The sequence below is a fragment of the Chloroflexaceae bacterium genome (genome assembly GCA_025057155.1).
GTDB lineage: Bacteria > Chloroflexota > Chloroflexia > Chloroflexales > Chloroflexaceae > JACAEO01.
Genome location: JANWYD010000033.1, coordinates 1 through 25,113, shown reverse-complemented (window position 1 = coordinate 25,113; position 25,113 = coordinate 1). Strand labels below are relative to the sequence as shown.

19 protein-coding genes are annotated in these 25,113 nt (G+C 66.1%); 8 read left to right on the top strand and 11 right to left on the bottom strand.

Annotated features, from left to right (window positions below; genetic code table 11):
• Positions 1–454 precede the first annotated feature (454 nt).
• Positions 455–1,033: a response regulator gene (locus tag NZU74_19850; GenBank protein MCS6883589.1), complete on the top strand. Its 579-nt coding sequence runs from the start codon at positions 455–457 to the stop codon at positions 1,031–1,033.
• 6 nt (positions 1,034–1,039) lie between these two features.
• Positions 1,040–1,633 carry a hypothetical protein gene (locus NZU74_19845; protein ID MCS6883588.1) on the top strand — a complete coding sequence of 198 codons (594 nt, stop codon included), beginning with the start codon at positions 1,040–1,042 and terminating at the stop codon, positions 1,631–1,633.
• Positions 1,634–1,770: 137 nt separating this feature from the next.
• Here NZU74_19845 and NZU74_19840 read toward each other — a convergent pair whose 3' ends face one another.
• On the bottom strand, positions 1,771–2,487 hold the full coding sequence (locus NZU74_19840; protein MCS6883587.1) for a response regulator transcription factor: 717 nt from the start codon (positions 2,485–2,487) through the stop codon (positions 1,771–1,773).
• A gap of 234 nt (positions 2,488–2,721) precedes the next feature.
• Here NZU74_19840 and NZU74_19835 point away from each other — a divergent pair, with 234 nt between their 5' ends.
• Positions 2,722–2,994 carry a hypothetical protein gene (locus tag NZU74_19835; GenBank protein ID MCS6883586.1) on the top strand — a complete coding sequence of 91 codons (273 nt, stop codon included), beginning with the start codon at positions 2,722–2,724 and terminating at the stop codon, positions 2,992–2,994.
• Here the strand turns inward: NZU74_19835 and NZU74_19830 are convergent.
• From NZU74_19830 to NZU74_19810, 5 genes are all read right to left on the bottom strand, one after another.
• Positions 2,890–3,714 (bottom strand): sulfoxide reductase heme-binding subunit YedZ, encoded by an 825-nt coding sequence (locus tag NZU74_19830; GenBank protein MCS6883585.1) that lies wholly within the window; start codon positions 3,712–3,714, stop codon positions 2,890–2,892. The two genes, NZU74_19835 and NZU74_19830, sit on opposite strands and share 105 nt — an antisense overlap.
• A 15-nt stretch (positions 3,715–3,729) precedes the next feature.
• Positions 3,730–4,650: a protein-methionine-sulfoxide reductase catalytic subunit MsrP gene (msrP, locus tag NZU74_19825; GenBank protein ID MCS6883584.1), complete on the bottom strand. Its 921-nt coding sequence runs from the start codon at positions 4,648–4,650 to the stop codon at positions 3,730–3,732.
• A gap of 9 nt (positions 4,651–4,659) precedes the next feature.
• Positions 4,660–5,727 carry a glucose-1-phosphate thymidylyltransferase gene (locus NZU74_19820; protein MCS6883583.1) on the bottom strand — a complete coding sequence of 356 codons (1,068 nt, stop codon included), beginning with the start codon at positions 5,725–5,727 and terminating at the stop codon, positions 4,660–4,662.
• Between the two features lie 228 nt (positions 5,728–5,955).
• Complete coding sequence (locus tag NZU74_19815; GenBank protein ID MCS6883582.1) at positions 5,956–7,572, bottom strand: SH3 domain-containing protein; 1,617 nt, start codon at positions 7,570–7,572, stop codon at positions 5,956–5,958.
• A gap of 547 nt (positions 7,573–8,119) precedes the next feature.
• A complete protein-coding gene (locus NZU74_19810) occupies positions 8,120–8,722 on the bottom strand; it encodes a hypothetical protein (protein ID MCS6883581.1) in 603 nt (200 codons plus the stop codon).
• A 198-nt stretch (positions 8,723–8,920) separates the two neighbouring features.
• On the opposite strand from NZU74_19810, the gene NZU74_19805 reads away from it, so the two are divergent.
• The 3 genes from NZU74_19805 (at position 8,921) to crtI (ending at position 12,438) form a co-directional block, all read left to right on the top strand.
• On the top strand, positions 8,921–9,943 hold the full coding sequence (locus NZU74_19805) for a sodium-dependent bicarbonate transport family permease (GenBank protein ID MCS6883580.1): 1,023 nt from the start codon (positions 8,921–8,923) through the stop codon (positions 9,941–9,943).
• A gap of 256 nt (positions 9,944–10,199) precedes the next feature.
• Positions 10,200–10,502, top strand: coding sequence for a transcriptional regulator (locus NZU74_19800; protein MCS6883579.1), 303 nt, complete (start codon positions 10,200–10,202; stop codon positions 10,500–10,502).
• Between the two features lie 424 nt (positions 10,503–10,926).
• Positions 10,927–12,438, top strand: coding sequence for a phytoene desaturase family protein (gene crtI, locus NZU74_19795; GenBank protein MCS6883578.1), 1,512 nt, complete (start codon positions 10,927–10,929; stop codon positions 12,436–12,438).
• A 187-nt stretch (positions 12,439–12,625) separates the two neighbouring features.
• Here the strand turns inward: crtI and NZU74_19790 are convergent, their stop codons facing one another.
• The 4 genes from NZU74_19790 to NZU74_19775 all read right to left on the bottom strand — a co-directional run bounded on the left by NZU74_19790 (position 12,626) and on the right by NZU74_19775 (position 21,448).
• Complete coding sequence (locus tag NZU74_19790) at positions 12,626–14,293, bottom strand: NAD(P)/FAD-dependent oxidoreductase (GenBank protein MCS6883577.1); 1,668 nt, start codon at positions 14,291–14,293, stop codon at positions 12,626–12,628.
• Between the two features lie 179 nt (positions 14,294–14,472).
• The gene (locus NZU74_19785; GenBank protein MCS6883576.1) at positions 14,473–16,377 is read right to left on the bottom strand and encodes a hypothetical protein; all 1,905 of its coding nucleotides are present in this window, start codon (positions 16,375–16,377) and stop codon (positions 14,473–14,475) included.
• A gap of 377 nt (positions 16,378–16,754) precedes the next feature.
• A complete protein-coding gene (locus NZU74_19780) occupies positions 16,755–17,777 on the bottom strand; it encodes a UbiA family prenyltransferase (GenBank protein MCS6883575.1) in 1,023 nt (340 codons plus the stop codon).
• Entirely contained in the window at positions 17,777–21,448 is a 3,672-nt protein-coding gene (locus tag NZU74_19775) for a serine/threonine-protein kinase (protein ID MCS6883574.1), read from the bottom strand. The genes NZU74_19780 and NZU74_19775 overlap by 1 nt, the downstream gene beginning before the upstream one ends.
• A 192-nt stretch (positions 21,449–21,640) precedes the next feature.
• Here NZU74_19775 and NZU74_19770 point away from each other — a divergent pair, with 192 nt between their 5' ends.
• A complete protein-coding gene (locus NZU74_19770; GenBank protein ID MCS6883573.1) occupies positions 21,641–22,282 on the top strand; it encodes an FHA domain-containing protein in 642 nt (213 codons plus the stop codon).
• 154 nt (positions 22,283–22,436) lie between these two features.
• Positions 22,437–23,330: a histone deacetylase gene (locus NZU74_19765; GenBank protein MCS6883572.1), complete on the top strand. Its 894-nt coding sequence runs from the start codon at positions 22,437–22,439 to the stop codon at positions 23,328–23,330.
• Between the two features lie 236 nt (positions 23,331–23,566).
• On the opposite strand, the gene NZU74_19760 is transcribed toward NZU74_19765, so the two are convergent.
• Complete coding sequence (locus tag NZU74_19760) at positions 23,567–24,892, bottom strand: glycosyltransferase family 4 protein (protein ID MCS6883571.1); 1,326 nt, start codon at positions 24,890–24,892, stop codon at positions 23,567–23,569.
• Between the last annotated feature and the right edge of the window lie 221 nt (positions 24,893–25,113).

Below are 25,113 nucleotides of genomic sequence, written 5' to 3'. Positions count from 1 at the left end.
CGGCGGTCGGGACGTAGCGGCGGCACAGCTTCGAACCGCCGGAGGAGATGCGGGATCGTCGCGTATTCGCTAACAAGTGTGCTGGTAAGCGCATTACGGCAGGATTACCAGGAGAGCGCAGCAGGCGGCGCCTGCTCTGTTCTCGATCTGCTCCTGCCGGATAGTACTGCCTGGCGAATCTCCCCCGCATCAGCCCCCTGGCGGGCCAGCGCGCCGCAGTGGATGCAGAACGGTTCATCGCCTCGTTGCTCGGCGGATAGCGTTCGCATCCGTCGAACACCTTCGTACCGAAGAGAGCGCGGAGGGCCGTAAACGGCTCCCAGAGGCACATCCTCTGCGCCCTCCGCGCTAAAGCTGAACACCTGCGCGCGGCCAGGCGTTTGACCCCTCCCGCTCCGGCGTGCTATACTTTGCACGGTAGCGGCTACCTAAGCGGCGCATTGGGAGGTGTCCCATGGCTCAACAGACTCGCCTGGTGATCGCCGATGATGAATCGATCATCCGCATGAATCTGAAGGAGACCCTGGTCGGCCTCGGCTATCTGGTGGTGGGCGAGGCGGGCGACGGGGTGAGCGTGATAAACCTGGCCCGTGAACTCAAGCCCGATCTGGTGCTGATGGACATCAAGATGCCCAAGCTTGACGGCATCCAGGCCGCGCGTATCCTCACGGAGGAAAAGATCGCGCCGGTCCTGCTGCTCACCGCCTACTCCGACCGTGAACTGGTCGAGCGGGCGAAGGAGGCGGGCGTGGTGAACTATATCGTCAAGCCCTTCCGCGAGGCGGAACTGCTGCCGGCAATCGAGATCGCTATGGCGCGCTACCAGGAGTTTCTGGAGATGGACCGGCAGATCGCCGACCTCAAGGAGACCCTGGATACGCGCAAGATCGTCGAGCGCGCCAAGGGCATTTTGATGGACACGCAGGGGTTGAAGGAGGCGGAAGCCTTCCGCAAGATCCAGCAACTCTCGATGAACACCCGCAAGTCAATGAAGGAGATCGCCCAGGCGATCCTCCTGGCCAACGAGATCTAGGCGCGCGTGTCAGAGATTCCTCAGTCACCCGGAGACGCGCCCGCCGCGTCTCCGTCCGCTTTTCAACGGCGCGTGCAGGCGGCGCTCCCGCACGCGCTCACGGCGGCGCTCGCCGTGGCGCTGGCGCTTGGCATTCAATGGTTCTGGCCGCGCCCCCCCGCGGCGGCGCCGGCCCCGCCTGCCACAGCCGCGCCGGCCACCTCCGCTCCACCCACAGCGGCGCCTCTGCCAGCGGCCTCACCGGCAGCGCCCCCGCCCGATGGCAGTGTCGTCCGTCTGGAGGTGCTTGACCTTCAGGCGCAGGACCGACAGCTCTGGAGCGCCCTCTACCTGTTGCGGGCCGCCAGCCAGATTGACGATGCGGTGGCCGCCCTGCAACGCAACGACCTGGTCGAGGCCGACCGCACCTTGCTTACCGCCTACCGCTCCCTGGACCGTGCCTACGCCTACAGCGCCGAGGCCGAGAAGGGGCCGATAGATAGCTTCCGGCTTCAGCTCAGCCAGATCCGCGATGATCTGCACCTGCGGCCCGAACGCCTCGATCGCCGGCTGCGGCAGTTGCGCCAGTTGATGCTCAGCCTGGTGGATGAAGGCAGTTAGGGGATTTGGGATTTGGGATTGGGCGTGGGACGCCTGTGCGGAGGCTCGAATGGCTCGCCTGCGGTTACGTGGCAGCGCCGGCAGGAACGAATGGCGCTCTGCGCCTGCCAGCGCTCCTGGCAGGTAAGTGCGGCTCATCAGGTCGGTTTGTGCTCGAAATCAACGAACCGGTACCCGACGCCGCGCTCGGTGAGGATGTACCTGGGATTGGCGGGGTCCTCCTCGATCTTCTGGCGCAGATAGGTGATGTAGAGCCGCAGATAGTGGCTCTCCTCGCGGTACTCCGGCCCCCAGACCTTGGTTAGCAGCATCTCGTGGGTTTGCACGTAGCCCGCGTTCTGCACGAGGTGATAGAGCAGGCGGTACTCGGTCGGGCGCAGGTTCACCCGCTTGCCGTCTACCAGCACCTCGCGGCGGGCAAAGTCAATGCTCAGCCGGTCGTCCACCTTAACCAGAGTCTGCGGCACAGGAGGAGTAGCATAATGGCGCCGGAGGACCGCCTTGATGCGGCTGACCAGTTCGCGGTGGCTGAAGGGCTTGCCGATGTAATCGTCGGCGCCCAGTTCCAGGCCGCGCACCCGATCCTCTTCCTCATCCTTGGCGGTGAGCATCAGCACCGGCACCTGCGAAAACTGGCGGATGCGGCGCAGGGTTTCGAAGCCGTCCATTACCGGCATCATTACGTCGAGCAAGACGACATCGGGCATATCCTCGCGCACCCGTTCGAGGGCCTCGCGCCCATTGGCCGCCGTGGCGACGCGCATACCCTCCAGTTCGAGGTTGAGGCGCATAAAATTGACCATCCGCGCCTCGTCGTCAACCACGAGCACCAGTTTATCTTTTAACTCTGACATAGATGCCTCGTCTCCACGGTGAGTTGCGGCCCATCAAGATACCCTGATCGGGCCAGGCCGTGGAGGGGGCCAGGATCGGCGATGGGTAGCGTATGGGCCAATGGAAGAGATTTGAAACCAATTGTAGCACGGCGATTGCCCCGTTCACAAGGCACAGGAAACCGGGTCTCTCTACACCCTGGAAGATTATGCGGAGGGGAACCTGGGGTTCCCTATTCCCTTGTACGAGGTTGTATGCAACTGGTCATTACAAACGTCTTGCTCGTGATCATTGCCGGGGGCGTGGGCTATCTGGTGGGGCAGGGGCGCCCCCGGTGGTTCGGGCCTGAGTTTCGGCAGCGTCTGTTCATTGTAGGCTGGATCGGCGCCCTGCTGCTGGCGGGCGCGCTGCGTGCGGCGGCGCTAGTCTACGGTCCGGGGGCTATGTTCGCCGTGCTGAGCCTGCTGGGCGGATTCGCCGCCGGGGTCTGGCTGGCGTTGCGCCCGCGGGCGCCGCGCCGCCACTGATGCTATTTCGGATTTTGGATTTTGGATTTTGGATTTTGGATTTTGGATTGCTGTAAATGGGGGTTCTGGTGAGATGCGGGGATGAGGCGCCTGCGCGCCAGGCGACAGGAAGCGCTGTCTGGCGCGGCGCGCCCGCGGGGGCCAGAACGCCGGCAGGCGCGCCAGCAGCAGAACGATCAGGACCACGCCCCACAGGGCCGGCTCCCTCCAGACCTTCGACAGCCACAGGTAGTGCAGCACTGCCAGCGCCGCCGCCACATACACCAGACGATGGAGGGGGCGCCACCAGCGCCCCAGGCGCCGCATGGCCGCGCGCGTGGAGGTTAGCGCCAGCGGCAGGAGCAGGGCAAAGCTTGCCAATCCCGCTAGAATATAGCGCTTCTCGGCGATCGCCTGGGCGATCAACGCTGCGTCGAGCTGGTAATCGGCCACGGCGAAGACCAGCAGGTGCAGACAGACGTATAGAAAACTGTAGAGACCCAGGGGCCTTCGCAGGGCCGCGGCCCACTTCCAGCCCAGCAGCCGGTTGAGCGGCGTGCACGCCAGCGTGAGCATCAACAGCGCCAGCGCCGCCTTGCCCGTGCGCAGGGTCATATCCTGGATCGGGTTCACCGACAGACGACCCGTAGCCGCGTCGAAGATCAGCAGGGCAAAGGGCAACAGCGCCAGATGAACGGCCAGACGCGGCCAGGCGCGCCGCAGACCGATGAAATGGGCCACTTCTGGCTTCGCTTTCTAGAAATTCGCTCGCAGATCGAGACCGGCATAGAGTGCGGCCACCTGCTCGGCATAGCCGTTGAAGGGCAGAGTTGGGCGCCGCCCGCCCTCGCCGATGCGGCGCTCGGTGGCCTGCGACCAGCGGGGATGCGGCACATCGGGATTGACATTGGCGTAGAAGCCGTACTCATTGGGGGCGACGGTCATCCACAGCGAACGAGGCATCTGCTCCACCAGGTCAATCCGCACAATCGCCTTGATGCTCTTGAAGCCATACTTCCAGGGAACCACCAGACGCAGCGGCGCGCCGTTCTGGGGCGTCAGCGGCCGGCCGTAGAGGCCGGTCGCCAGCAGCGTCAGGTCGTGCATGGCCTCATCGAGGCGCAGCCCCTCGACGTAGGGCCAGGGGTAAAAGCGATCACGCTGGCCGGGCATCTCCTCAGGGCGCAGCACCGTCTCGAAGCGCACATAGCGAGCGACGGCCAGCGGCTCGACCTCGGCCAGCAGGCGGTGCAGGGGAAACCCCAGCCAGGGAATGACCATGGACCAGCCCTCGACGCAACGCAGGCGGTAGATGCGCTCCTCCTGCTCGAAGCGCAGCAGATCCTCCAGGGCAAAGACGCGCGGATAGCGCGCCAGGCCGCCGATGGCCACTTCCCAGGGTGAGACGCGAAAGTCGCGGGCCAGGCGCGCCACGCGTTGCTTGTCGGTAGTGAACTCGTAGTAGTTGTTATAGGTGGTGATCTGCTCAAAGCTGTTCAGCCGGTCGCCGAGTTCGTCGGTGCGCGTATCGGCGGGCGGGGCCGGAGGCGCGCCGGGGGTTGCGCCGCAGGCGCCCAGAGCCAGGGTGGCGCCCAGAGCCCCGGCAACGGCCATGAAGCGCCGGCGCGAGAGATACACGTGCTCCGGAGTGATTTCCGATGAGGGGATGCCGGGCATCTGCCAATCCTACAACACGCCCACATTCGAATTATCGCCGATCACCAGGCGATAGGCCTTGGGCTTTAGCGGGCTGCGGCTGACCTCGACATTGCGACCGATCAGGCTATCCTCGATCCGGTGTGGAATGCCGCGGATGCTGCAATGCTCCATCACGATGCTGTGCTCAATCTCGCTATCCTCAATCAGGCAGTTGTGATAGATTGAGGTAAAGGGGCCCACGTAGGAATTGAGAATACGGGTCTTCTCACCGATAATCGCCGGGCCGCGGATGGTTGAATTGATCACCTCGGCCCCGCTTTCGATAATCACCTTGCCGATCAACTGCGAATCGCGATCGACATAGCCCTGCACGACCGGCTGCAGTTCTTCGAGCACCAGGCGATTGGCTTCGAGGAGATCGTCCTTCTTCCCGGTATCAATCCACCACCCCTCGTGCACGTAGGGATAGACGCGGTAGCCGGCGGTCACGAGCCACTGAATGGCATCGGTGATCTCCAGTTCCCCGCGGGCGGAGGGGCGGATGGCGTGAACCGCCTCGAAGATATGGCGGTCGAACATATAGATGCCTACGAGGGCCAGGTCGCTCCGCGGTTCGCGCGGCTTCTCAACCAGGCGCACAATGCGGCCGTCCTCTTCAAGTTCGGCGACGCCGAAGGAGCGCGGATCATCAACCTTTTTCAGCACGATCTGCGCGTTGTAGTCGCTGCGGCCAAAGGCTTCGATCAGCGGGCTGATGCCGCCCTGAATACAGTTGTCGCCGAGGAACATTACGAAGCGCTCGTCGCCGATGAAATCCTGGCTGATCTTCACCGCGTGGGCCAGGCCCAGGGGTGCTTCCTGGGGGATGTAGGTCACCTTTATTCCCCAGCGTTTGCCATTGCCCACTGCTGTGCGGATCTCATCGCCGGTATCGCCGATGACGATGCCGATGTCGGTGATGCCCGCATCACGAATGGCCTCAATGACCCGAAAGAGCACCGGCTTGTTCGCGACCGGCACCAGTTGCTTGGCGCTCGTATAGGTGATAGGGCGGAGGCGCGTGCCTTTTCCGCCGCTCAGGACCAGACCTTTCATCAGTCTCCTCTTCAATGTTAGAGCGGTTGATGGGGCGCCGTAGGGATTGTACCCGATCTGAGCGACCATGTGGCGACGCAGAAACCCCGGTTTCCGCGTGCTGCGCACAGCAAAGCGCCGGAGATGTTGCCTGGCAACATCTCCGGCGACCCCTCGGCAGCGCACTGCGGCGCGCCCGACCCACAATACTAGAATCCAAAATCCAAAATCCAAAATCCAGACATTGCGCTAGCGATACGGTCGGATCGCGCCGACGAAGGTGTTCTGCCAGTAACTGCCCCAGATGCTCGAGATCTGCACCCCGTAGCGGGGGGTCATGGCGTGGACCATCTGCCCGCCGCCGATATAGATGGCCACGTGGGAGATGCCGCGCCGCCCGGCGGTGCCGGCGAAGAACATCAGGTCGCCGGGGGCGAGATTGCCCATGCCGCCAATGATGGCGCCATAGCGAGAGCTGTACTGCGCGGCGGCATTGTGGGGCAGATGTACGCCAAACTGGCGATAGACGTAGCTGGTCAGGCCGCTGCAATCGAAGCCGCGGCTGGGGCTGCTGCCGCCCCAGACATAGCGTGACCCGACGAACTGTACAGCAAAACTGGCTACATCGCCGCTGGCGGGGATATTGACTGGAGCCGCGCCGCCACCACCGCCGCCGCCCCGCGTAGCCGGGCGCACGCGCACCGGCAGGGCTGGAATGTCGTTGGTTATGGGGACGCGCCGGGCGGCCATCGGCGAGACCTGGAGCAGTTCGGAGAAGATCCACGCCTTCGTGCCATCGGGCAGTTGGACGCGGTACCAGTCCTTGTGGCGAGCCAGCAGGCTCACGCTGGCGCCGGCCCTGAGAGAGGTGATCCGGTCGTAAGCCGAGCCGGGCCCTTTACGAACATTGACGTTGTTCTCGCGCACGGTGCCGACCAGAGGCGGATTGGGGTCGGGGATCGAGGTGGCCACAGGCACCCGCTCGACCACGCCCTCAACAATGTTGAGGAAATCCGAGGTTACCCAGCCATACAACTGGCCGTATTCCACCAGGAACCAGCCCTCGTAGCGTTCGATAAGCGTAAGTTCCTGACCAGCGCGCATCCTGGCCATGCTCACGTAGTTCGTGCCGGGGCCGTCGCGCAGATTAACATTATCTTCGCGCACCACGCCAACCTTGGGGGGCGGCGGGGGGGGGATCATCGCGGCGGGAACCTGATCGAGGGCATACATGACCGCCTCGGGAATATCCACCAGTTCGGCGGCCACCCAGTACACCGTCGGGTCGCCATCGCGTCGCACCTGGAGCCACTCCTCGAAACGCCCGATCACCTGGACGTTGTCACCACCATTGAGGCGCGAAACCTCGTCATACGCCAGGCCGGGGCCGTTGCGCAGGCGCACCACATCGCCGCTGATCGTCGCCGATACGACCAACGGCGCCAGCACGGCGCTCCGCGACGAAAGGGAGAGCGGCACCGGCAGCGCCGCATCGTCCGGCAGCGGGGGATCGCCAACCAGATGCTCCGCGCCGGGATCGAGCGCGATGGGACCGACCGCGATCGGCGCCTCGACCAGTTCCACGGGTTCGGGATGGGGCGATGCGACGCGACGCATCGGCAACTGGCTCAGTACCAGCGCCAGCGGTACTGTCAGCGTAACCAGCAGGTGAATGAGGAAGCGAGCGGGAAGGCGGGAGAGCCAGGCGTTGGGAGCGAAGAGTGTGGTGGCGAGATAGGTGCGGAGTGCGGCGAGTGAGCGCCGTTGATGCCGGAAGCGCTGCCGCTGCCATGAAACGCGCTGTTGTAAATGCTCGACCTCGCTGCGCAGGGGCAACGGAGACGGGTTTCGGTTTAGCTCGATCATGGAGCAATACACCTCACTTGGGTCTTCGTGGCGCGACCATCAGGGTACTGGCAACCCTGACACGAACCTGGTGAATTCGCGACCACAGTGACTGTCGAGCCGAGATGCGGGGGAGTGTACCACGACTTCGCGATATCCGCAAGCGTTACTGCGATGTTGCCAGGCGTCCTTCAGAGCGGCATATATGCGTCGTCAGGGTCGAAAAGTAAAAGGAGTTTAACGGAAACCGGGAGATTTGTCAATACCCCCCAGGAATATGGCTTCAATATGCCTTAAGTCGCGATTCGTAAACGTCCAACTGTAATTGTTATGCCCTGCAAATTGTAAAGAATAACGATCGCGTAAAGAGGGTGAGCCAGCGGAAGCAACGGCGAGGTGGAGCGCGCGGGTATGGGTTGGCGAGTAACACGACGGCTGGCTGAAGCAACAATGAGGCGGCTGATAACGCTTGTCACGCACAGTTATCTCCGCGATGAGGCGAGCTGCTGTGGCCCAGAGAAAAAAAGGACCAAGGTACTGCCCTGGCCGCCCTTGCACCCCAATCGCATCAGCGCTGGAGGAGCGCATAGCGCCAGTACTGCCCGCTGGCGCGCAGCAACGCCAGCGGCCCGGGCGTGACGCCGCGGGGCGGGGCGCCATATGCGCTCAGGCCATGGTCGCCGACCAGCTTGAGCCAGAGGAGCAACTCGGCAGGCTCGGCGACAACCAGGGCGCTGGCGGCGCCGGCGCGCCGGGCCGAGCGTAACACCTCTTGCAGTTCCGCTACCGGTGTCGCGGCTGGCAGAGCCACGCGCAGGGTTTCCTCAGCGGCGCCGCGCTCAATGAGCGCGATGCGCAGCGCCTCGCTGCCTGCGCCCGCAATGACTACGGTGGGCGCGTAGCGGCGCCGGTAGACCGCGAAGGCATGCTCGCTCAACGTCTGGGAGGGGAGCGCTGGGGCGACGATCAGCAGCATATCGGCGCTCCGCGCCTCATCGCGACGGGCCTGCAACCCGGCGGCCACTGCGCCAGCCAGCAGGGCGATCAGCGCTGCCAGCGCCAGCACGCTTACCGCATAGCCTGCCTGCCAGATCGCGCCCCCCCGGCGCGAGGCGCCCCCTGATGCCGGAACCGCTTCGATCTCGACGCCCTGATTGTGCTCGACATCCATGCCCATTGCTCTCCATGCGAGAAGGCGCAGCCCTTCTCAGCACATCGCTGCGAGAATCTGCTTTTACCTCAGCGCGCCTCTCCATCCGGGTGGCCTGAGACTACCTGCCTGGCTATTATACGAAATTAATTTCGCGATATTATTTTCGTATATAAGCGTGACAGGCGTCGTCGCCAGTATAACAAGGAGTGACCCGGTATGGAGTTGGCTGAGGCATTAGGCATCCTGCAGCGGAACCTCTTCTCGCCGTTGACCCTGGCCTTCGTGCTGGGGATGATCGCCACCCTGGTCAAAAGCGACATTGAGTTCCCGGAGCAGGCCTATAAGTTCATCGCCTTCTACCTGATGTTTGCTATTGGCCTGAACGGCGGCGTCGAACTTGCGGGCACGACCTTTCAGACCTTTGCCTTGCCGGCGCTGGCAACCATCTTCCTGGCAATTCTGCTGCCAACCGCCTGCTATTTTATCCTGCGCACGGTCTTTCGTTTCGACGTAGCCAACGCCGCTGGCGTCGCCGCGCTCTATGGTTCGGTGTCTTCGGTCACCTTCGCGGCGGGGATAGGCGTCGTGGAAACGGCCAACATCGGTTACGAGGGCTTCATCCCCACCCTGGCGGCCCTGGCGGAATGGGGCATCATCGTGGCGCTCTTCTGGGGCCGTCTGGGCTTGAAAGCGCCGAATGACGCCATCGGCAAGGTCGTTCGGGATACCCTGACCGGGCGCAGCGTGATCCTGCTAATGGGCGGGCTAGTGATCGGCATGATCATCGGCAAACAAGGTTTCGAACGCATCGCAGTGGTGTTCAGCCAGGGTCCCGAAGGGTTGTTCCGCGGCGTGCTGGTGCTGTTCCTGATCGAAATGGGCATGGTCGCCGCGCGGCAATTGCGCGAGTTCGCCAAGGTTGGCCCGCGGATGCTGGCCTTTGGCACGGTGATGCCAGTGATTATGGGGGTGCTTGGCGCGACCCTCGGCGCCCTGTCCGGCATGTCGCTGGGAGGCGCGTTTATTCTGGCCGCGATTGCCGGCAGCGCCTCATATATTGACGCGCCCGCCGCCGTGCGCGCGACCTTTCCCCAGGCCAATCCAAGCATCTACCTGACCTCTTCGTTAGGGATCACGCTGCCCTTCAATCTACTTATCGGTCTGCCGCTGCTCTATGCCTATACCCAGTGGTTTTGCTATAGTGTTGCTGGATGCGCGGTGTTGCCTGCGGGAGCGTGAGTAGTCTATAAACAAAGTTCTTTCCCTGAACTCCCACCCCCTCCCCAACCCTCCCCCGCTGGGGGAGGAAGTCCGGCGCCTCCCCCCAACGGGGGGAGGTTGGGAGGGGGACGGAAAGGCAAGGAAACTTCGTTCGCCGACTGGTGAGCGCCCCTCAGGCTATTCGGGAGGCTATGGGGAAACCAGGATTTCCTAGCCACCCGCCGTGGGGGCCGCCCCGATGCACACCAGACGAATATCACGAAAGGAAGACGCCATGCAGACCACCACCATTAGCCTGGTGACGATTATCGCCGAGGGCGTGCTGCGCGAGCGCCTGCTGGAGGATCTCCAGCGTCTCGGCGCCCGCGGCTGGACGATCGCCGAGGTGCACGGGCACGGCATCCGCGGGATCAGCGAATACTTCTGGGCCGGCTCGCAGGTGCGCATTGAGACCCTGGTCAGTCCTGCGGTCGGCGAGAAGATCCTGGCCCATCTCCAGGAGCACTATTTTACCGACTACTCGGTGACCGCTTTTATCCACGATGTGCGCGTGGTGCGCCCGGAGCGGTATGTGTAAATGGCGGGGAAACCAGGTTCCCCCGCGCCCCCGCTGGCGCAGCGACGGCTCGCCGGGCCGTCGCTGCGTGCTGCGTGCCCCCCGCGGCGCGAACTACCGGCGCCCGCGGGCTCCTCGCCGACCACCGGGATGTCGAAACGGCCCGCCGAGCTGTCGCTGCATGTCGTGCAAAACCTTCGGCTGCATTCGGGGGTTGCCACGCCATTCCCCTGGACATCTCAGAAGTCCTGTTATACTGGATTCAGGGCTGAGTGGTCTGTGAACGAAGGTTCCTGGCATTTCGCCCCCCCTCCCGGCTTCCTCCCGTTGGAGAGAGAAGTCACCTCACTCCCCCGGCGGGGGAGGGTTGGGAAGGGGGCGGGGTTAGCGAAAAACTTCGTTCACAGACTACTGAGAGCGAATCACGAGTAGTCCCGGAGGGAACGTGTCAAAGAACATCTTGATCGTTGGGGCCGGACCGGGTGGGATGGCCACGGCGATGCGTCTCGCGGCCGCGGGCTACCAGGTGGCGATCTATGAGGCAGCCGACCGGGTTGGCGGGCGCATGCGCGGCTTTGAACTCGGCGACTACGCCTTCGATACCGGGCCAACCATTCTGCAGGTGCCGCACGTCTACGAAGAACTTTTCGGCGCCTGCGGCCTCAATGTGTACGATTACATTAAGCTGATCCGCCTGGAGCCGAATACCCGCATCGCCTTCTGGGACGGGACGCACCTCGATCTGACGTCGAATATCTCCGCTTTCAAGGAGCAACTGGCGCGCTTCGGGCCGGACCTGCCGGCGGCCTTTGAGCGCTGGTACATCGAGCATCTGCGGAAGGACAAGGTTGGCTACGGCCCATATCTGGGCACGCCGGTGCGCTCGCCCCTGGGCTACCTGAAGCCCGAGGAAGTGGCGGCGGCCCTGCCCTTCCGCCCCTGGGAGAGCCTCTACGACCACTTCAAGCGTTTCTTCCGCGACGAGCGGCTAATCTACGCCCTGGCCTATCAGGCCAAGTACCTGGGCATGCACCCCACGGCCTGCTCCAGCGTATTCAGCCTGGTAACCTTCCTGGAATTTCACTACGGAATCTGGCATCCCCAGGGCGGCTTTCGCGCCCTGGCCCGCGCCCTGGCCCGCGCCGCCGAGGACCTGGGAGTGGAAATCCACCTGCGCCGCCCGGTGCGCCAGGTGATCGTCGAGGACGGGCGCGCCTGCGGCCTGCTGATGGCCGACGGTGAACGGATCATGGGCGACGCGGTGGTGATCAACGCCGACTTCGGCTATGCCGTACAGACGCTGCTGCCGGCGCACGCCCGCGGCCCGTACACCGATCGCTGGCTGAACCGCAAGGAGTTCTCCTGCTCGACCTTTATGCTCTACCTCGGCGTCAACCGGCGCTGGGAGCACCTGCCGCACCACCAGTTGTACCTCTCCGCGAACATCCGGCGCAACGACCCGCTGTGGGCCAGGAGCGCCGTGCTTGACGAAGAGGACCCCTCCTTCTACGTTTGCAACCCGACAATTGTGGACCCTGGCAATGCTCCGCCTGGCCACAGCACGCTCTTCGTGCTGGTCCCCGTGCCGAACCTGCGCTACCCGGTGGACTGGACGGCGAAGGCCCGGCCATACCGGGATCTGATTCTGCGGCAGATGGCCAGGCTAGGCTTTGAGGACGTAGAGCGCCACATCGTGGTCGAGCGCCAGTACACCGCCGAAACCTGGCGTGACGAGCACCGGACCTATCTCGGCGCGGTGTTCAACCTCATCCATAGCTGGCAGCAACTCGGCCCGCTGCGCCCGCACATTCGCCACCGGGGCGCCCGCAACCTGTACTGGATCGGCGGCGCGGTGCACCCCGGCAGCGGGTTAATGACCATTCTGGAGGCGGCTAAGAGCGCCGTACACTTCATTGGCGAAGATCTGCCGGTCACCGCCTCACTGGTGAGCCGGTAGCAGGTCAGGGCTGATGCAACGTCGAGCGCCGCTGGCCCTCAACCGTGGGCGGAGATACCGGCGCACGTTCCTCCGCCACGCAACTGTTCACACTTCTCCTGGGAGCGAGGGCTTCCAGCCCTCATTGCGGCTTCGAGGGCGAGACGCCCTCGCTCCCAGGCTCTACCGTTACCCCAGGTGTGAACACTTACTCCGCCATTACCCTTCGCGCGCGCCCGGCAGCCCACAGCCCGGCGGCCAGGGCCCCGGCGCCGAGGGCCAGCGGCGCCCACCTGCGCCGCCGCGTGTCAGCGAGCACCACTCGCGCAGTGTTGTAGCCGCTGGCGCCGAACACGCCCCCGCCGGGATGGGTGCTGGCCCCCGTCAGGTACAACCCTTTGATCGGCGTGCGGTACTGCGCCAGTTCCGGCAACGGGCGGAAGAAGAACATCTGGTCGAAGCTCATCTCTACGTGCATCACGTTGCCCTTGAGCAGGCCGATGCGGCGCTCGATGTCAAGCGGCGATTGGATGAAGCGATCAATAATCTTGCCGCGCATGTTGGGGGCGTAGCGGTAGAGCACCTCCAGAATGCTGTCGGCGGCCTCCTCGCGCACATCGTCCCAGTGCCGTCCGCTGCTGAGTTCGTAGGGGAAGTACTGCGCCCAGAGGAAGACAGTATGCTTGCCGGGCGGAGCGACGACCGGATCGATAGCCGAGAAAGTCATGGCAATCACCGCCGGGTTTCTCGACGGTTCGCCGCGCAGGTAGTCTTCGTAGGCCCGGCGCACGTAATCCATACTCGGGCAGAGGAGTTGCAGCCCATGATGGCTCTCGTGCGGTTTGCCGCCGCTGGGCGCGCCGAGGTAGTCGGGGAGTTCCTCGGCGGCGCAGCGCACGGTCATGCCGAAGCCATTGCCCACCCGCACCTTCTGCAGTCGCTCTACCAGGCGTGAGGGCAGGTGCGCCGGGCCGACAAGTTGCAGCAGCGTGGTCAGCACATGGGCGTTTGACACAACAATAGGAGCAGAATAGCGCTGACCGTCCTCGGTTTCGATGCCTTGCACCCGGCCCGACTGGATGAGAATGCGGCGCACCGGCGCGTCTACCGCCACGTTGCCGCCGAAGCTGATCAAGGCGCGGGCCATGGCCTGGGTGAGCATGCCGCTGCCGCCCTTCGGATGCGCTGCGCCGCTGTAGTGCAGCATAGCATGCCAGCCGAAGAAATCGCCGGCCCCGATCTCGTCCGGCGGCGGCCCGCTCTGGGCGGCCAGCCACGTCATCGCTGCGCGCATCGCCTCGCTCTCGAACGTCTCGCAGATCAACTGGGCGTAGCTGGTGAACAGGCGCCGGGAGACCTCAGTCGAGTTGCGCTCGCCAGCAGGCAACCGCGGCAGCGCGGCGGCCACGCTGCCGAACAGCCGCGCCACCGAGGGCGGATTGAGGAACACATCAAACACCGCCTCGTTCAGCGGCGTCCAGTATGCGAGAAAGCGGCGATAGGCCTCGGCGTCGCGGGGGCTGATACGGGCGATGCTTTCAACCGTGCGCTCGGTATCCCTATAAAAACTGATCGCCCCGCTGCCATCAGGCAGCGGGTAGAAGGCGAAGGGGTCCATCGGAATATATTCGAGGCCATGCCGCTCCAGCTCCAGGTCGCGCACAATCGGGGTAAGGTGGATCATAATGTGCGCCGAGGAGCCAGTGTCAATTTTATAGCCAGGAATGACCTCTTCGGTACACACGGCGCCGCCGACGATGGGGCGTCGTTCGGCGACCAGCACGCGCAATCCGGCCTTCGACAGGTAACCGGCGCAGGTGAGGCCGTTGTGCCCGCCGCCGACCACGATCACGTCGTAGTCCGTTTTGTGAGCCATACGAATCGCTTTCTATCCGAGCCGGGAACCACCCACCTTTCCAGTATACGCCAGATCGCGGCGGAAGGATTGAACAATGCCGGGGCGGACCGGGGCCGAGCAATGTCCGCTCCGGCAGCAGCTCCGGGGCGGCTGTGTCGTGTTCTCCACCTCCCGCCAGGGGTTGGCGCCTGGTCCGCTTATCGCCTCGCGTCACCCTGGCGGACGAGCGGTATGAAGACCTGCGGGGGCGTCGCAGGCGCGGGAGGCGGGGTGGCGGAGGGCGCGGGAGGCGGGGTGGCGGAGGGCGCGGGAGGCGGGGTGGCGGAGGGCGCCGGCGCGGCTACGCCCGTACAACGCAGGTCGTAGCGTACCGGACTGCCTGGTGCAGGGAAGTTGATCCAGACGATGGCGCGTTGTTCGCCTGCCGCGCCGGGGGTGCAAGTGATTGTCAGAGTCGCCGCGGGCTGTTCTTCGGTCAGAACCAGACTGGCGGGCGCCACGCTAAACGCGCCCGGATGCTCCCCGGCGAGGCTGACGCTGAGCGGCAGGTTGCCGATGCCTTCCATAGCCGCCCGGAGCGGCGTGTTTACCGACTGGCCAACCGGCGCGTTCCCCAGGTCAAGCATCTCGCCCGGAGCCGGGGTGGAGGCGTACCGCACCAGGGGCAGGCTCCACAGTTCCGCGCCGTGGCTGCCATCGTTGGCGCGGAAGAACAGTTGCCCGTTGAAGGCGATCATGGCTGCCGGTTCGGCGCCAGCCGCGCCCGGGCGGATGTCGCTGACCATCACTGTCCCGGCCTCAGTCCTGTCGCTGATCCACAGTTCCGCGCCGTGCATGCCATCATCGGCGGTAAAGAAGAGCCGCCCGTGCGCTGGCGCGAGGTTGCGGGGCATCGCGCCCGGCGCCCCCGCGCGCAGATCCCGCACCAGCCGCGTTCCCCCCGCCGTGCCGTCGCTGGTCCAGAGTTCGTGCCCGTGGACGCCGTCGTCGCCGACGAAGAAGAGCGCGTCGCCAGCGGCAGCAATAGCAATGGAAGGATCCCACAGACCAACAAAGTCGTCGGGGCCAGAGCGTATGTCCCGCACCAGGAAGGTTCCTTCCGCGGTTCCATCGCTGATCCACAACTCTTTCCCGTGAACGCCGTCGCTGGCGAAGAAGGCGAGGCGCTCGCGGAAAGCGATCAGTCCGCCCGGCCAGGAATGCGAGCCGAGATTAATATCCCTGACCAGGCGGGTGCCCGCTTCTGTCCCGTCGCTAATCCAGGGCTCGATGTGGTATTCCGAGCGGTAAGCGGCGAAGAACAGCCGGTTGTTCGCCACAGTCAATTGGCTGGGATATGACGACACATCACCTGGCATCACGTCCTTCACCAGAAAGGTCCCCTGCGCGGTCCCGTCGCTGGTCCAGAGTTCCTTGCCGTGGGGCGGGTCAACGGCGAAAAAGAAGACCCGGCCATTGTAGGCCGTCAGATGGGAGGGATCCGTCGGATACGCGGACGGCGCATCATTGACGGGCCTGGTGCCCTGCTCGGTTCCGTCGCTAATCCAGAGGACATTACGCACTGGGAATCCGTTCCCGTTCGTGTTCGGAGCAACAAAGAAGAGCCGGTCGCCGACCACCGTCAACCAGGGTTCCATCGGAAGCTCGAAGCCTCCAGCGCCTGGCCAGATATCCTTCAGCAGTACGGTGCCGGCCGCCGTCCCGTCGCTGATCCAGAGTTCGCGGCCATGGGTTCCGTCATCGGCGATAAAGACCAGGCGCTGGTTGAAGGCGATCAGCCAGGCCGGCGCCGAACCTTCGGCCCCCGGACGAATGTCGCGAACCATGGCGGTTCCTTCGGGGGTCCCGTCGCTGATCCACAGTTCGCGGCCATGGGTTCCGTCATCGGCAATAAAGAAAAAACGCCGACCGACGATGGTCAGCATATCGGGCGAGGAACCGCCGGCGCCGGTGCGCAGGTCCTTGACCATGACCGGCGCGCCGCTCAGGGGCGCGGCGCGCAGACGCGGCGCCGCCAGGGGCGCGAGGGTGAGGCAGAGCGCCAGGAGGATCAACGGGATGAACGGGCGATAAGGCTGACCACGGAGTATGGTGAGACGCACGGTGAAGACTCCTTCCAAAGGCCACGCGCAACTGCGGCAGGAACGGTCCTGCACGTTCGCGCGGGATCGCCGAAATGGTTGGACGCTAGCGGCATGAACAGGCGATGGTGGGAAGGAAACAAAATGTGTTGCGACGCACCTTGCTAATAGTGTGAGTTTGATATGCCAGACTGCTGTTACTACAGTATTACCATAGCTCCAGAGCGCCCGCGCGAAACCACGTAAAGGTGTTCGCGATCTGCAGCATGTGCCGTATACCCTGGACCGGGGCTTCCCGCTCACCCGTAACCGACCGGACGCAATGGCGCAACGGCTGGAATCACGACCACAAACCCGTTGCGTCTTCGCGCCTTTGCGTCAACCTTCCGAGACATGCTCTACTCGCCGTGCCTCATCCCCAGCAACCAGCGCAGCGCGGCATAGGTCGCGCCGTTGGGGAGCAGCGGCAGCAGGTGCGCGGCGAGCAGGGCTATGCGGGGCAGGGGCGCCAGCCGCGGCGCCACCAGGGCCACCGGCATGCTCAGCACCAGCACCAGGTGAGCCATGCCCGCGCCGTCGCCGGCCTGCCCGCCACGGGCCAGGCGCGCCAGGATAAACACGGTGGTCAGAGCAAGGTTCACGACCCCGCCGGCGCCCCTGCGTTCTCCGGATGGCGAAGCCACGTACCACAGCGGCAGGGCCAGCAGCGCCGCCTGTAGCGTCAATGTGTAGGCCAGGAGCGCCGGCGAGAGGCGCTGCCGCCCGTTCTCCATTCGCGCGCCGAGGAACAGGGCCGTGGTGCGCGCGCCGCGCGCGGCGTCATTTTCCAGGTCGCGCAAGGCGCCGTGGACGCCATTCACCATCAGGATCAGCAACACTTCGTAGGCCATGAGCAGGCGGGTCAGCGCCCCTGGCCCATGACCGGTTGCCAGGGCGCCGTAGCGCAGCAGCGCGGCCCAACCCAGGGCCTGGGCCAGGTCGGTGAGGGGCGGGAAAGGGCACGCCTTGCCCCAACGGTTGTAGATCGCCAGCGCGCCAAACGCCGCTGCCAGGCTCAATCTGGCATCACCCCGCGCCGGGGTGCAGGCATCGGGGGCGACCAGCCAGGTGTGCAGCGCGAAGGCCAGCGGCGCGCAGGCCACGGCCAGACCCAGGGCGACCGCCGGCTTCACTGCGCCGCGCACCAGCGGATAGTGCCGCCGGCGCGGCTGGGTGCGGTCGAGGTCCAGGTCGCAGACATCGTTGTGCAGGTAGGCAAAGAGGTGAAAGGCGGTTGCCACTGCCAGCAAGCCGGCGGTGCGCCGCAGGGTCAGGCGCGCGGTAACGCTGCCCGCGCCGAGCAGCGGGAGCGCCGCGGTCGCGCCAAGGGCCGAGAAGCGGCTGAAGTGGTAGAGATCCCAGAGCAGGGACGTGATGGGCATCAGGAATCCCGCGTCCACTCGCTGAGGCGGAAACCCGCCTCGCGCAGCATGCGAAAGACGGTGGCGGTGTACACAGTGACGAACTCACCGGGCGTGCGTGAGCGGGTCAGCATTTCCATAGCGGCCATGGCCATCTGGCGGCGCATTTTGGGATAGTAGACGCAGGAATGCACCACCTGATTGTAGAGGCCCAGCCAGTAGATGTAGCGCCGCACCAGTTCCGTGTCGGCGGCGGCGGCCACGTGGCGTTGCAGGGCGTCACTGAAGCCGCGCCGGGCCATGAACACATCCACGGCGTCGCGGTGCTGCATGCGCATGGTCGCCAGCGTAGGCGCCAGGGCCTCCGGCAGAGCGTCGCGCAGGGCCGCCGCCACGTCGCCGAGAAGCCGCAGCACCGGCTCGGGGTAGTAGAAGCCTGCCGCGGCCAGGCCGGCCACGATGCGTTCGACCTGGCGCCGATCCTCGCGCATCAGACCGTCCTGGAGGAGCAACTCGATCAGCGGCATGGTCTGGCCGAGTTTGCCGTAGGCCAGACCGAGGGGCAGGAGCAGGATGTCGAACTGCTGGAGCAAGCTCGGCGTCACGCCGTAGATCAGGTCGGGGTGGGCGCGGAACAGCCCCTCGGTCAACTCCTCGACCAGCGGCGTCCACTCGTGGGGGGTGTTCGGCAACAGCACGCTGAACGACAGCAGCAGCCAGAGCCGGCCTATGGGCGGCAGGCGCTGGAAGAGCGCCCGAACCACCGGGGCCGTGGCGGCAATGTCGGTAAAGGCGTGAATGGCGATCTGCGCCGTGCCGACCAGGTTAAAGAGCACGTTGTCTTCGCGGAGCAGGGTCTCCAGGTCGCTCACGTAGTCGCGCAGAGGCGTTGCCGGGTCGAACAGCGGCGCGACCCGCATGAGGATGGCGCGCTCCGTGTGCGGCACTTCGAAAAACCGCTCCACCGGCACAATTTCCGCCAGTAGCATGGTGTCGAGAATCGGGCGCGAGAAGGCAGTGGCTACCGCCTGAAAGATCAGGTCTTCGATGGTCTTGCCGAAGACCCCGGTGTTGAGAATATCAAGATGCAGCCGCTGGCGGGCCAGTTCGTAGTACAACTCCACGGTGGTGTCGCGCACGTCGGGGCGCTCGGGGTGGTTGATGTAGATCACCACCGAGAGGTCGAAGAAGAACTCCAGGATGTTCCGCAGGTCGCGCAGGGCCGAGGGGCCGACGCGGGCCACCAGGTCGCGCAGCAAGCCATAGGTGAAGTCAGGGTCGGACCGCCAGATGAGGTAGAGCGCGTCGCGGGCGACCCGTCGCAGGGCCGGGCCGCCACGGGCGGCGGCCCAGAGGAACAGGTCGCGGGCGGGCGGGCCGATGTAATAGGCAGCCTTGAGCGCGGTGCGGCGGGTTTCGTCGGAGTCTTGCTGGCAGAGCGACTTGAGCAGATCGGCGCCGACCTGCGGATCCTCGGCGTACAACTCAACCAGGGTCTGGGCGACAAGTTCGCGCAGCTCGATGTCGGGAGAGCGGGCCAGGGTGGCGAAGGCGGCGGACTGCCGGGCCACCAGCAGGGCGATGCGCGCCACGTCGAAGGCCAGGGGAAACGCGCGCGCGCGGGCCATGAGGCCGGTGACGGCCCCGACGAGGCCCTCGCTGCCGGCCGCGCCCCCCAGCAGATGCCGGGCGAGCACGTAGGCGCCGAGTTCGGTGTAGGCGAAGCTCACCGTTTCGCCGGCGAAGGGATGGCCGCGCTGTTCAACCAGCACGCCATTGTCGAGCAGGCGACAGTAGGCGGTATCGGGGTCCTCACGCAGCAGTTCCTCGCGCAGGTGTTCGTTGCGGGCCAGATCGCGGATAGGCACGCTGATCGCTCCCCGGCGGAGCATCTCACCGGCCAGTTCGTCCATGAACAGATGCTCGCGGCGCTGGCGCACTCGTTCCTCGTAGTAGCGGCGGAACAGGCCCAGTCCCGGCCCGCGGGCCGCCAGTTCGACCGGCCCATCGCGGCAACTCTCGGCGATCAGGCGCAGCATAAGCGGCTTCCGCAGGCGTTCGCGCACACTCGTCGGCAGGCGCTCCAGAGGCGTCTGAAGGCGATAGAAACCGGCGTAACGCTGGTAGGCCATGGCCAGTTCGTCAGGCGTGAAGGGTTCAAGGGACAGCCACGGCTGGCCGTCGGGGCCGTAGTAGTAGGCGCTCCAGAACAGATTGGCCGCGCCAGCGCGCTCCAACTGGCCCCAGGCCACGCTGTTGCAACTGATGACCACGCGCAACGCGGGACCGGCGACGCGGCCAACCAGGGCGTCCAGTTGCTTGAGCAGGCTCTCCGGGCCGGCCTGAGCGCCGCTGCGATACTCGTTCAGCCCATCGAAGATCAGTACCAGGCAACGCCCGGCCTCAGCCGCCAGGCGCCTGATCTGCCCCAGATCGTGCGCCAGAGCCTCGGGAGCTTCGCGCCCCAGATCGCGGCTGATCTCCCGGTCAATCTCCGCGCCCAGCGAGCCGCCGCAGCGGTAGAAGAGCACGGCGTCGCCCTGCTGCTGCAAATGCTCGGCCCAGCGCGCCAGCAGATTCGTCTTCCCCGTCCCTGAGTCGCCGATCAACAACAGCGCCCCGCTTGCGCTGGTCAGAAAAGCGCGCAGATGCTCTTCGGCGTTGGCGCGGGGAATGTAGAGGTGCGGCGCGTAGGGGCCGGGACGGTGGGGCGCGCCAGCCAGTTCGCGGAGCACCTGGCTGGCCTGGGCGCGGGCGGCGGCGCGCACGTGGTCCCAGCCGACACTGATGGGCCGGGCCGCAACCGCCGCGCCAGGGCGCGGCAGTTGCGCGATGTGGGTCGGCGCATCCGGGGCCGGTATGGCCCCGAAAACGGCGCCGACGGCTCGCAGCGCCTGGCGCAGCTCTGCGGCGCTGCCGGGGCGCTCCTCGCGCCGCAGGGCCAGGGCCTGCGCCAGTATTGTGCTAACCTCAAGCGGAACCCGGCGATTCACCGTATGCACCGGCGGCAGCGGGTCGGCCTGGCCCGCGAGCAGCGCCTCGGCCCGCGCTGGCGCGCTCGCCGGCGCCCGTCCGGTGAGCAAGTGGTAGAGGGTCGCGGCGAGGGCATAGAGGTCAGAGCGGGCATCGGTGCCGCTGCCCTGGATCTGCTCCAGCGGAGCATAGTGCAAGGTGTAGCCGAAGAGACTGCGGGACGCGCCGGGACCGATGCCCTTGGCGAGACCAAAGTCGAGCAGCACTACCTGGCCCTCGGCGGTGAGCTTGAGATTCTGCGGCTTGATGTCGCGGTGCAACACCGGCGGTTCGCGCGTATGAAGATACTCCAGAGCGATGAGCACCTGATCGGCCCAGCCGAGCACCTCAGCCGGGGAGAAAGGGTTGCCGTGGCGGGCCAGCAGTGCGGCCAGATCCGCGCCAGGGAAAAACTCCATCACCAGGTAACGCCCGGCCCCTTCGAAGAAGTAGTCAATTACCTTGGGCAATGCAGGATGGCGCAAGGCGGCGAGGAGCTGGGCCTCGCGCTCGAAGGCCTCGGCGCTCTCGGGGGCATCGCCGAGCATCTGCTTCAAGGCGACCGTATTGCGCAACCGCCGGTCCACCGCTTCGTAGACCGCACCCATCCCGCCGCGGCCGATCAGCCGCACAATCTGGTAACGCTGGATGATGAGGGCGCCGGGATGGAGCATGGACATGGCGTGAGACTACCACTCCGTCGGAGCGCATGTGACGATTCGCCCCTCACCTCACCCTCCCCCCGGCCCCCCTCTCTCTCCACTGAAGGGGGAGCGAGAGGGCGCCGAGCATAGCGAGGCGGGGGAAGGCGAGGAACGGCGCTGCGGCCTATTGTAGCACAGCGATTTGCGCGTCTGCGGTACAATGAAGGTATGAGTGAGGCACATCAACCCGCGGTTGCACGCCTGGTGGCCCTGGCCGATGATGTTACTCCGGCCGAGTTCCTCCTGAGCGGCGAGGAGCACACCCTGGGCCGCGCGCCTGGCTGCGACATCGTCATCCCCCGGCAGACGATCTCACGGCTGCACGCGCGCATCACCCGCGAGGGGCCGCGCTACGTGCTGCGCGACGCCGGCAGCGCCAATGGAACGTTCGTCAACGGCTTGCCGCTGATCGGGGCGCATGTGCTCAGCGACCACGACACGATCGGGCTGGGCGCTACGGGCGGCCTGCTGCGCTTCCTCGACCCTGACCCGACGGTGGTCGCCGGCGCGCGTCTGCGCTTCGACGAACGCGCGCAGGTCTTCCTGCTCAACGGCCAGCCGCTCGACCTGCCGCCGGGCCAGTTCAGGCTTCTGCTGCACCTGCACCGCAACCTTGGCGCCCTGTGCACCCGCGAATCCTGCGCCGAGGCCATCTGGGGGCGCGACTACGACCCCGGTCTCGACGCCGAGGCCCTCGACCGCGCCGTGAGCAACCTGCGCGCCGCCCTGCGTCGCGCCGACCCCTCCGCCGACCTGATCCAGACCCGCCGCGGCCTGGGCTATGTGTTGCTGGCTCAGCCGCCGGGATAGCCGTGTGGAGGCGTGGGAGTGTGGAGGTGTGGAGCTGTGGAGCTGTGGAGGTGTAGTAGAGGGTGGTTAAATACAGCTCACACCTCCACACCTCTACAACTCTACATCTCTCCACCTCTACATCTCCACACCCGGAAACTACCGGCCCGAAACCATGCAGATCTTCTACTCCGACACCTTCGTGCTGCCCCTGCCGCCGGGGCACCGTTTCCCGATGCAAAAGTACGCGCTGCTGCGCGAGCGGGTGGTTGCGACGGGCCTGGCGTTCCCTGATCGGCTTCGCCTGCCCCCCGCGGCCAGCGACGGGGAACTGGCCCGCGCCCACGACCTCGACTACATCCGGCGCTGCCAGACGGGCGCGTTGAGCGCCCAGGAGCAGCGGCGCATCGGCTTTCCCTGGTCGCCGGCGATGGTCGAGCGTTCACGTCGTTCTTCCGGGGCCACCATCGCCGCCTGCCGCGCGGCCCTGGCGGGCGAGGTGGGGGTCAATCTGGCCGGCGGCACGCACCACGCCTTCGCCGACCATGGAGCGGGCTACTGTGTGTTCAACGACAGCGCCGTGGCCGCCCGCGCCATGCAGGCCGAGGGCCGCGCCCGCCGCGTAGTCATTCTCGACTGCGACGTGCATCAGGGCGACGGCACCGCCGCGATTCTCCGCGACGACGCCAGCATCTTCACCTTCTCCATCCACGCGGCGAAGAACTTCCCCTTCCGCAAGCAGCGCAGTGACCTGGACATCGAACTGCCCGACGGGGCCGATGACGCGCTCTACCTTGACGCGCTGGAGGACGGCGTGCGCCGCGCCCTGGAGGCGGCCCGCCCCGACCTGGCGATCTACCTTGCCGGCGCCGACCCCTACTTCGACGACCGTCTGGGGCGGCTGGCGCTCACCAAGGCCGGCCTGGCCGAACGCGACCGGGTCATTTTCCACTACTGCCGCGCCGCTGGCGTTCCCCTGGCTATCACTATGGCCGGCGGCTACGCCCGCCGCATCGAGGATACGGTGGACATCCACTTCCAGACCGTGGCCGCGGCGGCGAGCCTGTAATTTCAGGCGGGGAAACCGGGTTTCCCGCGCCCCGTATGAAGATTGAGAATATACACCGGTATGCGCCCTGTAGCCCGGCGGCTGAAGCCGCGGGCTACAGATGCGAAGCCCGCCTGCGCGGGCTATACCGGATTTATTTCTTAACCATCATCAGGGGAGGGAGTCCGGCTTCTCCCCCCAGCGGGGGGAGGCTGGGAGGGGGGCGGAAAGGCAAGGAAACGTCGTTCACAGACTAATCAGGGGAGCAACTTGTCGGGGAGGGCTATGCCCTCCCGGACCCTCCCGTTGGGCGGGGTTCCGCTCACAGCGGCATAGAGGGCCTCGTAGCGCGGCAGCACGGCCTCGACGGTGAACTGCCCGGCGGCGGCGACGCGGGCGCCCGCGCCGAGGCGCTGCCGCTCCGCCGGGTCGGCGAGGAGGGCGGCCAGGCGCGCGGCGAAGGTCTCCGGAGTCGCGGCCAGGGCGCCGGTATGCCCGTCGCGCACAATGTCGGGCGTGCCGCCGGTGGGCATGGCCAGAATGGGGGCGCCGAGACAGGCGGCCTCCAGCAGCACACGGCTCAGGGGTTCGCCCCAACTCGAGGGGAAGAGCAACAGGTCGCAGCGGGCCATCAACCGCAACACCTCGTCGTGGCCGGCCCAGTCGAGGAAGCGCGCCGGCACGCCCAGGGCACGCAACTCCTGCTCCAGTTCCTGCCGCAGCGCGCCCGCGCCCGCCACCACCAGGGTGAAGGGCGGCAGACTTTCAAACGGCGCGCGGGCGCGCAGGGCGCGGAAAATCTCCGGGAGCAGACCGGCGCCCTTGTTGGGTTCCAGCTTGCCCGCGAACAGCAGCAGCGCCCCTTTCCAGGCCGTCGCCGGGGGCGGGGCGGCGCTGGCCCGCGTCGCCTCCAGATCGACCATGTTCGGCAGCACGTGGATGCGCTCCGGCGGCACCAGCGGGGCCAGCCGCCGGGCGATGTAGACGCTGACCGCGATCACCGCGTCGGCCCGGGCGAGGAAGGCGGCGCGCCGCCGCATATGGGCCAGTATGTACGGCAGGGCCGGGAGCGCCGCCAGGCCCCCCAGGGGCCCCAGGCGCGCCAGCAGGTCGGTGAGCAGCCCGGGCCAGCCGGGGCGGTCATAGGGCAGCCGGTCGCCGTGCAGCCCGGTAGCGAAGTAGTGCCAGGGCCAGTGATCGCGCACGGTGATCACCACCGGCGCCCCCAGGGCGCGTCCGGCGAGCACGGCGGCCGGGGCCGTCTGCACGTGCTGGGCGTGGATGACGGTCACCGGCGAGCCGCCTCGCCCCTCGGCGACGATGGCCCGCGCCAGGCGCGGCCAGAGGGCCTCGTGGCGAAAGAAGTTGCGCACGAAGGGCAGGCGCGGCGCCCGGTAGCCCACTTCGACCAGCGGCACGCCGAGGGCCATGCCGCGCGCATTGCCGCGCCGCCCCTCGACGGGCGTCAGCGCCGTGACTGTGTGCCCGCGGGCGATCAGAGCGCGGGCCAGAGTGTGGGAACTCCAGGCCGCCCCGCCCTTGCCGGTGGGCGGAAACACATCGCCGGGCAGGATGATGCGCATACCGCCCTATTGTACGGCAAAAACGCGTCTGCAGATTCGCCTGTACGCGGAGCGGCGCCGCCTGGTCGCCTGAGACACGTTCACACCTGCATGAGCGTCGGGGGGGGGGGGGGAAAACCCCCCCCCCCCCCCCCCCCCCCGCAAGCCCCCCCCCCCAAACCCCCCGCGGGCCAGGTTGAACACCCGCCCCACCACCCCGGCCCGTCGCGGGGGGGGGTGAG

Excerpts from the sequence above, each read along its gene's own strand:
- NZU74_19850 (MCS6883589.1), top strand. The coding sequence starts at position 455 with ATGGCTCAACAGACTCGCCTGGTGATCGCCGATGATGAATCGATCATC.
- NZU74_19840 (MCS6883587.1), bottom strand. The coding sequence starts at position 2,487 with ATGTCAGAGTTAAAAGATAAACTGGTGCTCGTGGTTGACGACGAGGCG.
- NZU74_19835 (MCS6883586.1), top strand. The coding sequence starts at position 2,722 with ATGCAACTGGTCATTACAAACGTCTTGCTCGTGATCATTGCCGGGGGC.
- msrP (MCS6883584.1), bottom strand. The coding sequence starts at position 4,650 with ATGCCCGGCATCCCCTCATCGGAAATCACTCCGGAGCACGTGTATCTC.
- NZU74_19820 (MCS6883583.1), bottom strand. The coding sequence starts at position 5,727 with ATGAAAGGTCTGGTCCTGAGCGGCGGAAAAGGCACGCGCCTCCGCCCT.
- NZU74_19815 (MCS6883582.1), bottom strand. The coding sequence starts at position 7,572 with ATGATCGAGCTAAACCGAAACCCGTCTCCGTTGCCCCTGCGCAGCGAG.
- NZU74_19810 (MCS6883581.1), bottom strand. The coding sequence starts at position 8,722 with ATGGATGTCGAGCACAATCAGGGCGTCGAGATCGAAGCGGTTCCGGCA.
- NZU74_19805 (MCS6883580.1), top strand. The coding sequence starts at position 8,921 with ATGGAGTTGGCTGAGGCATTAGGCATCCTGCAGCGGAACCTCTTCTCG.
- NZU74_19800 (MCS6883579.1), top strand. The coding sequence starts at position 10,200 with ATGCAGACCACCACCATTAGCCTGGTGACGATTATCGCCGAGGGCGTG.
- NZU74_19790 (MCS6883577.1), bottom strand. The coding sequence starts at position 14,293 with ATGGCTCACAAAACGGACTACGACGTGATCGTGGTCGGCGGCGGGCAC.
- NZU74_19780 (MCS6883575.1), bottom strand. The coding sequence starts at position 17,777 with ATGCCCATCACGTCCCTGCTCTGGGATCTCTACCACTTCAGCCGCTTC.
- NZU74_19775 (MCS6883574.1), bottom strand. The coding sequence starts at position 21,448 with ATGTCCATGCTCCATCCCGGCGCCCTCATCATCCAGCGTTACCAGATT.
- NZU74_19770 (MCS6883573.1), top strand. The coding sequence starts at position 21,641 with ATGAGTGAGGCACATCAACCCGCGGTTGCACGCCTGGTGGCCCTGGCC.
- NZU74_19765 (MCS6883572.1), top strand. The coding sequence starts at position 22,437 with ATGCAGATCTTCTACTCCGACACCTTCGTGCTGCCCCTGCCGCCGGGG.
- NZU74_19760 (MCS6883571.1), bottom strand. The coding sequence starts at position 24,892 with ATGCGCATCATCCTGCCCGGCGATGTGTTTCCGCCCACCGGCAAGGGC.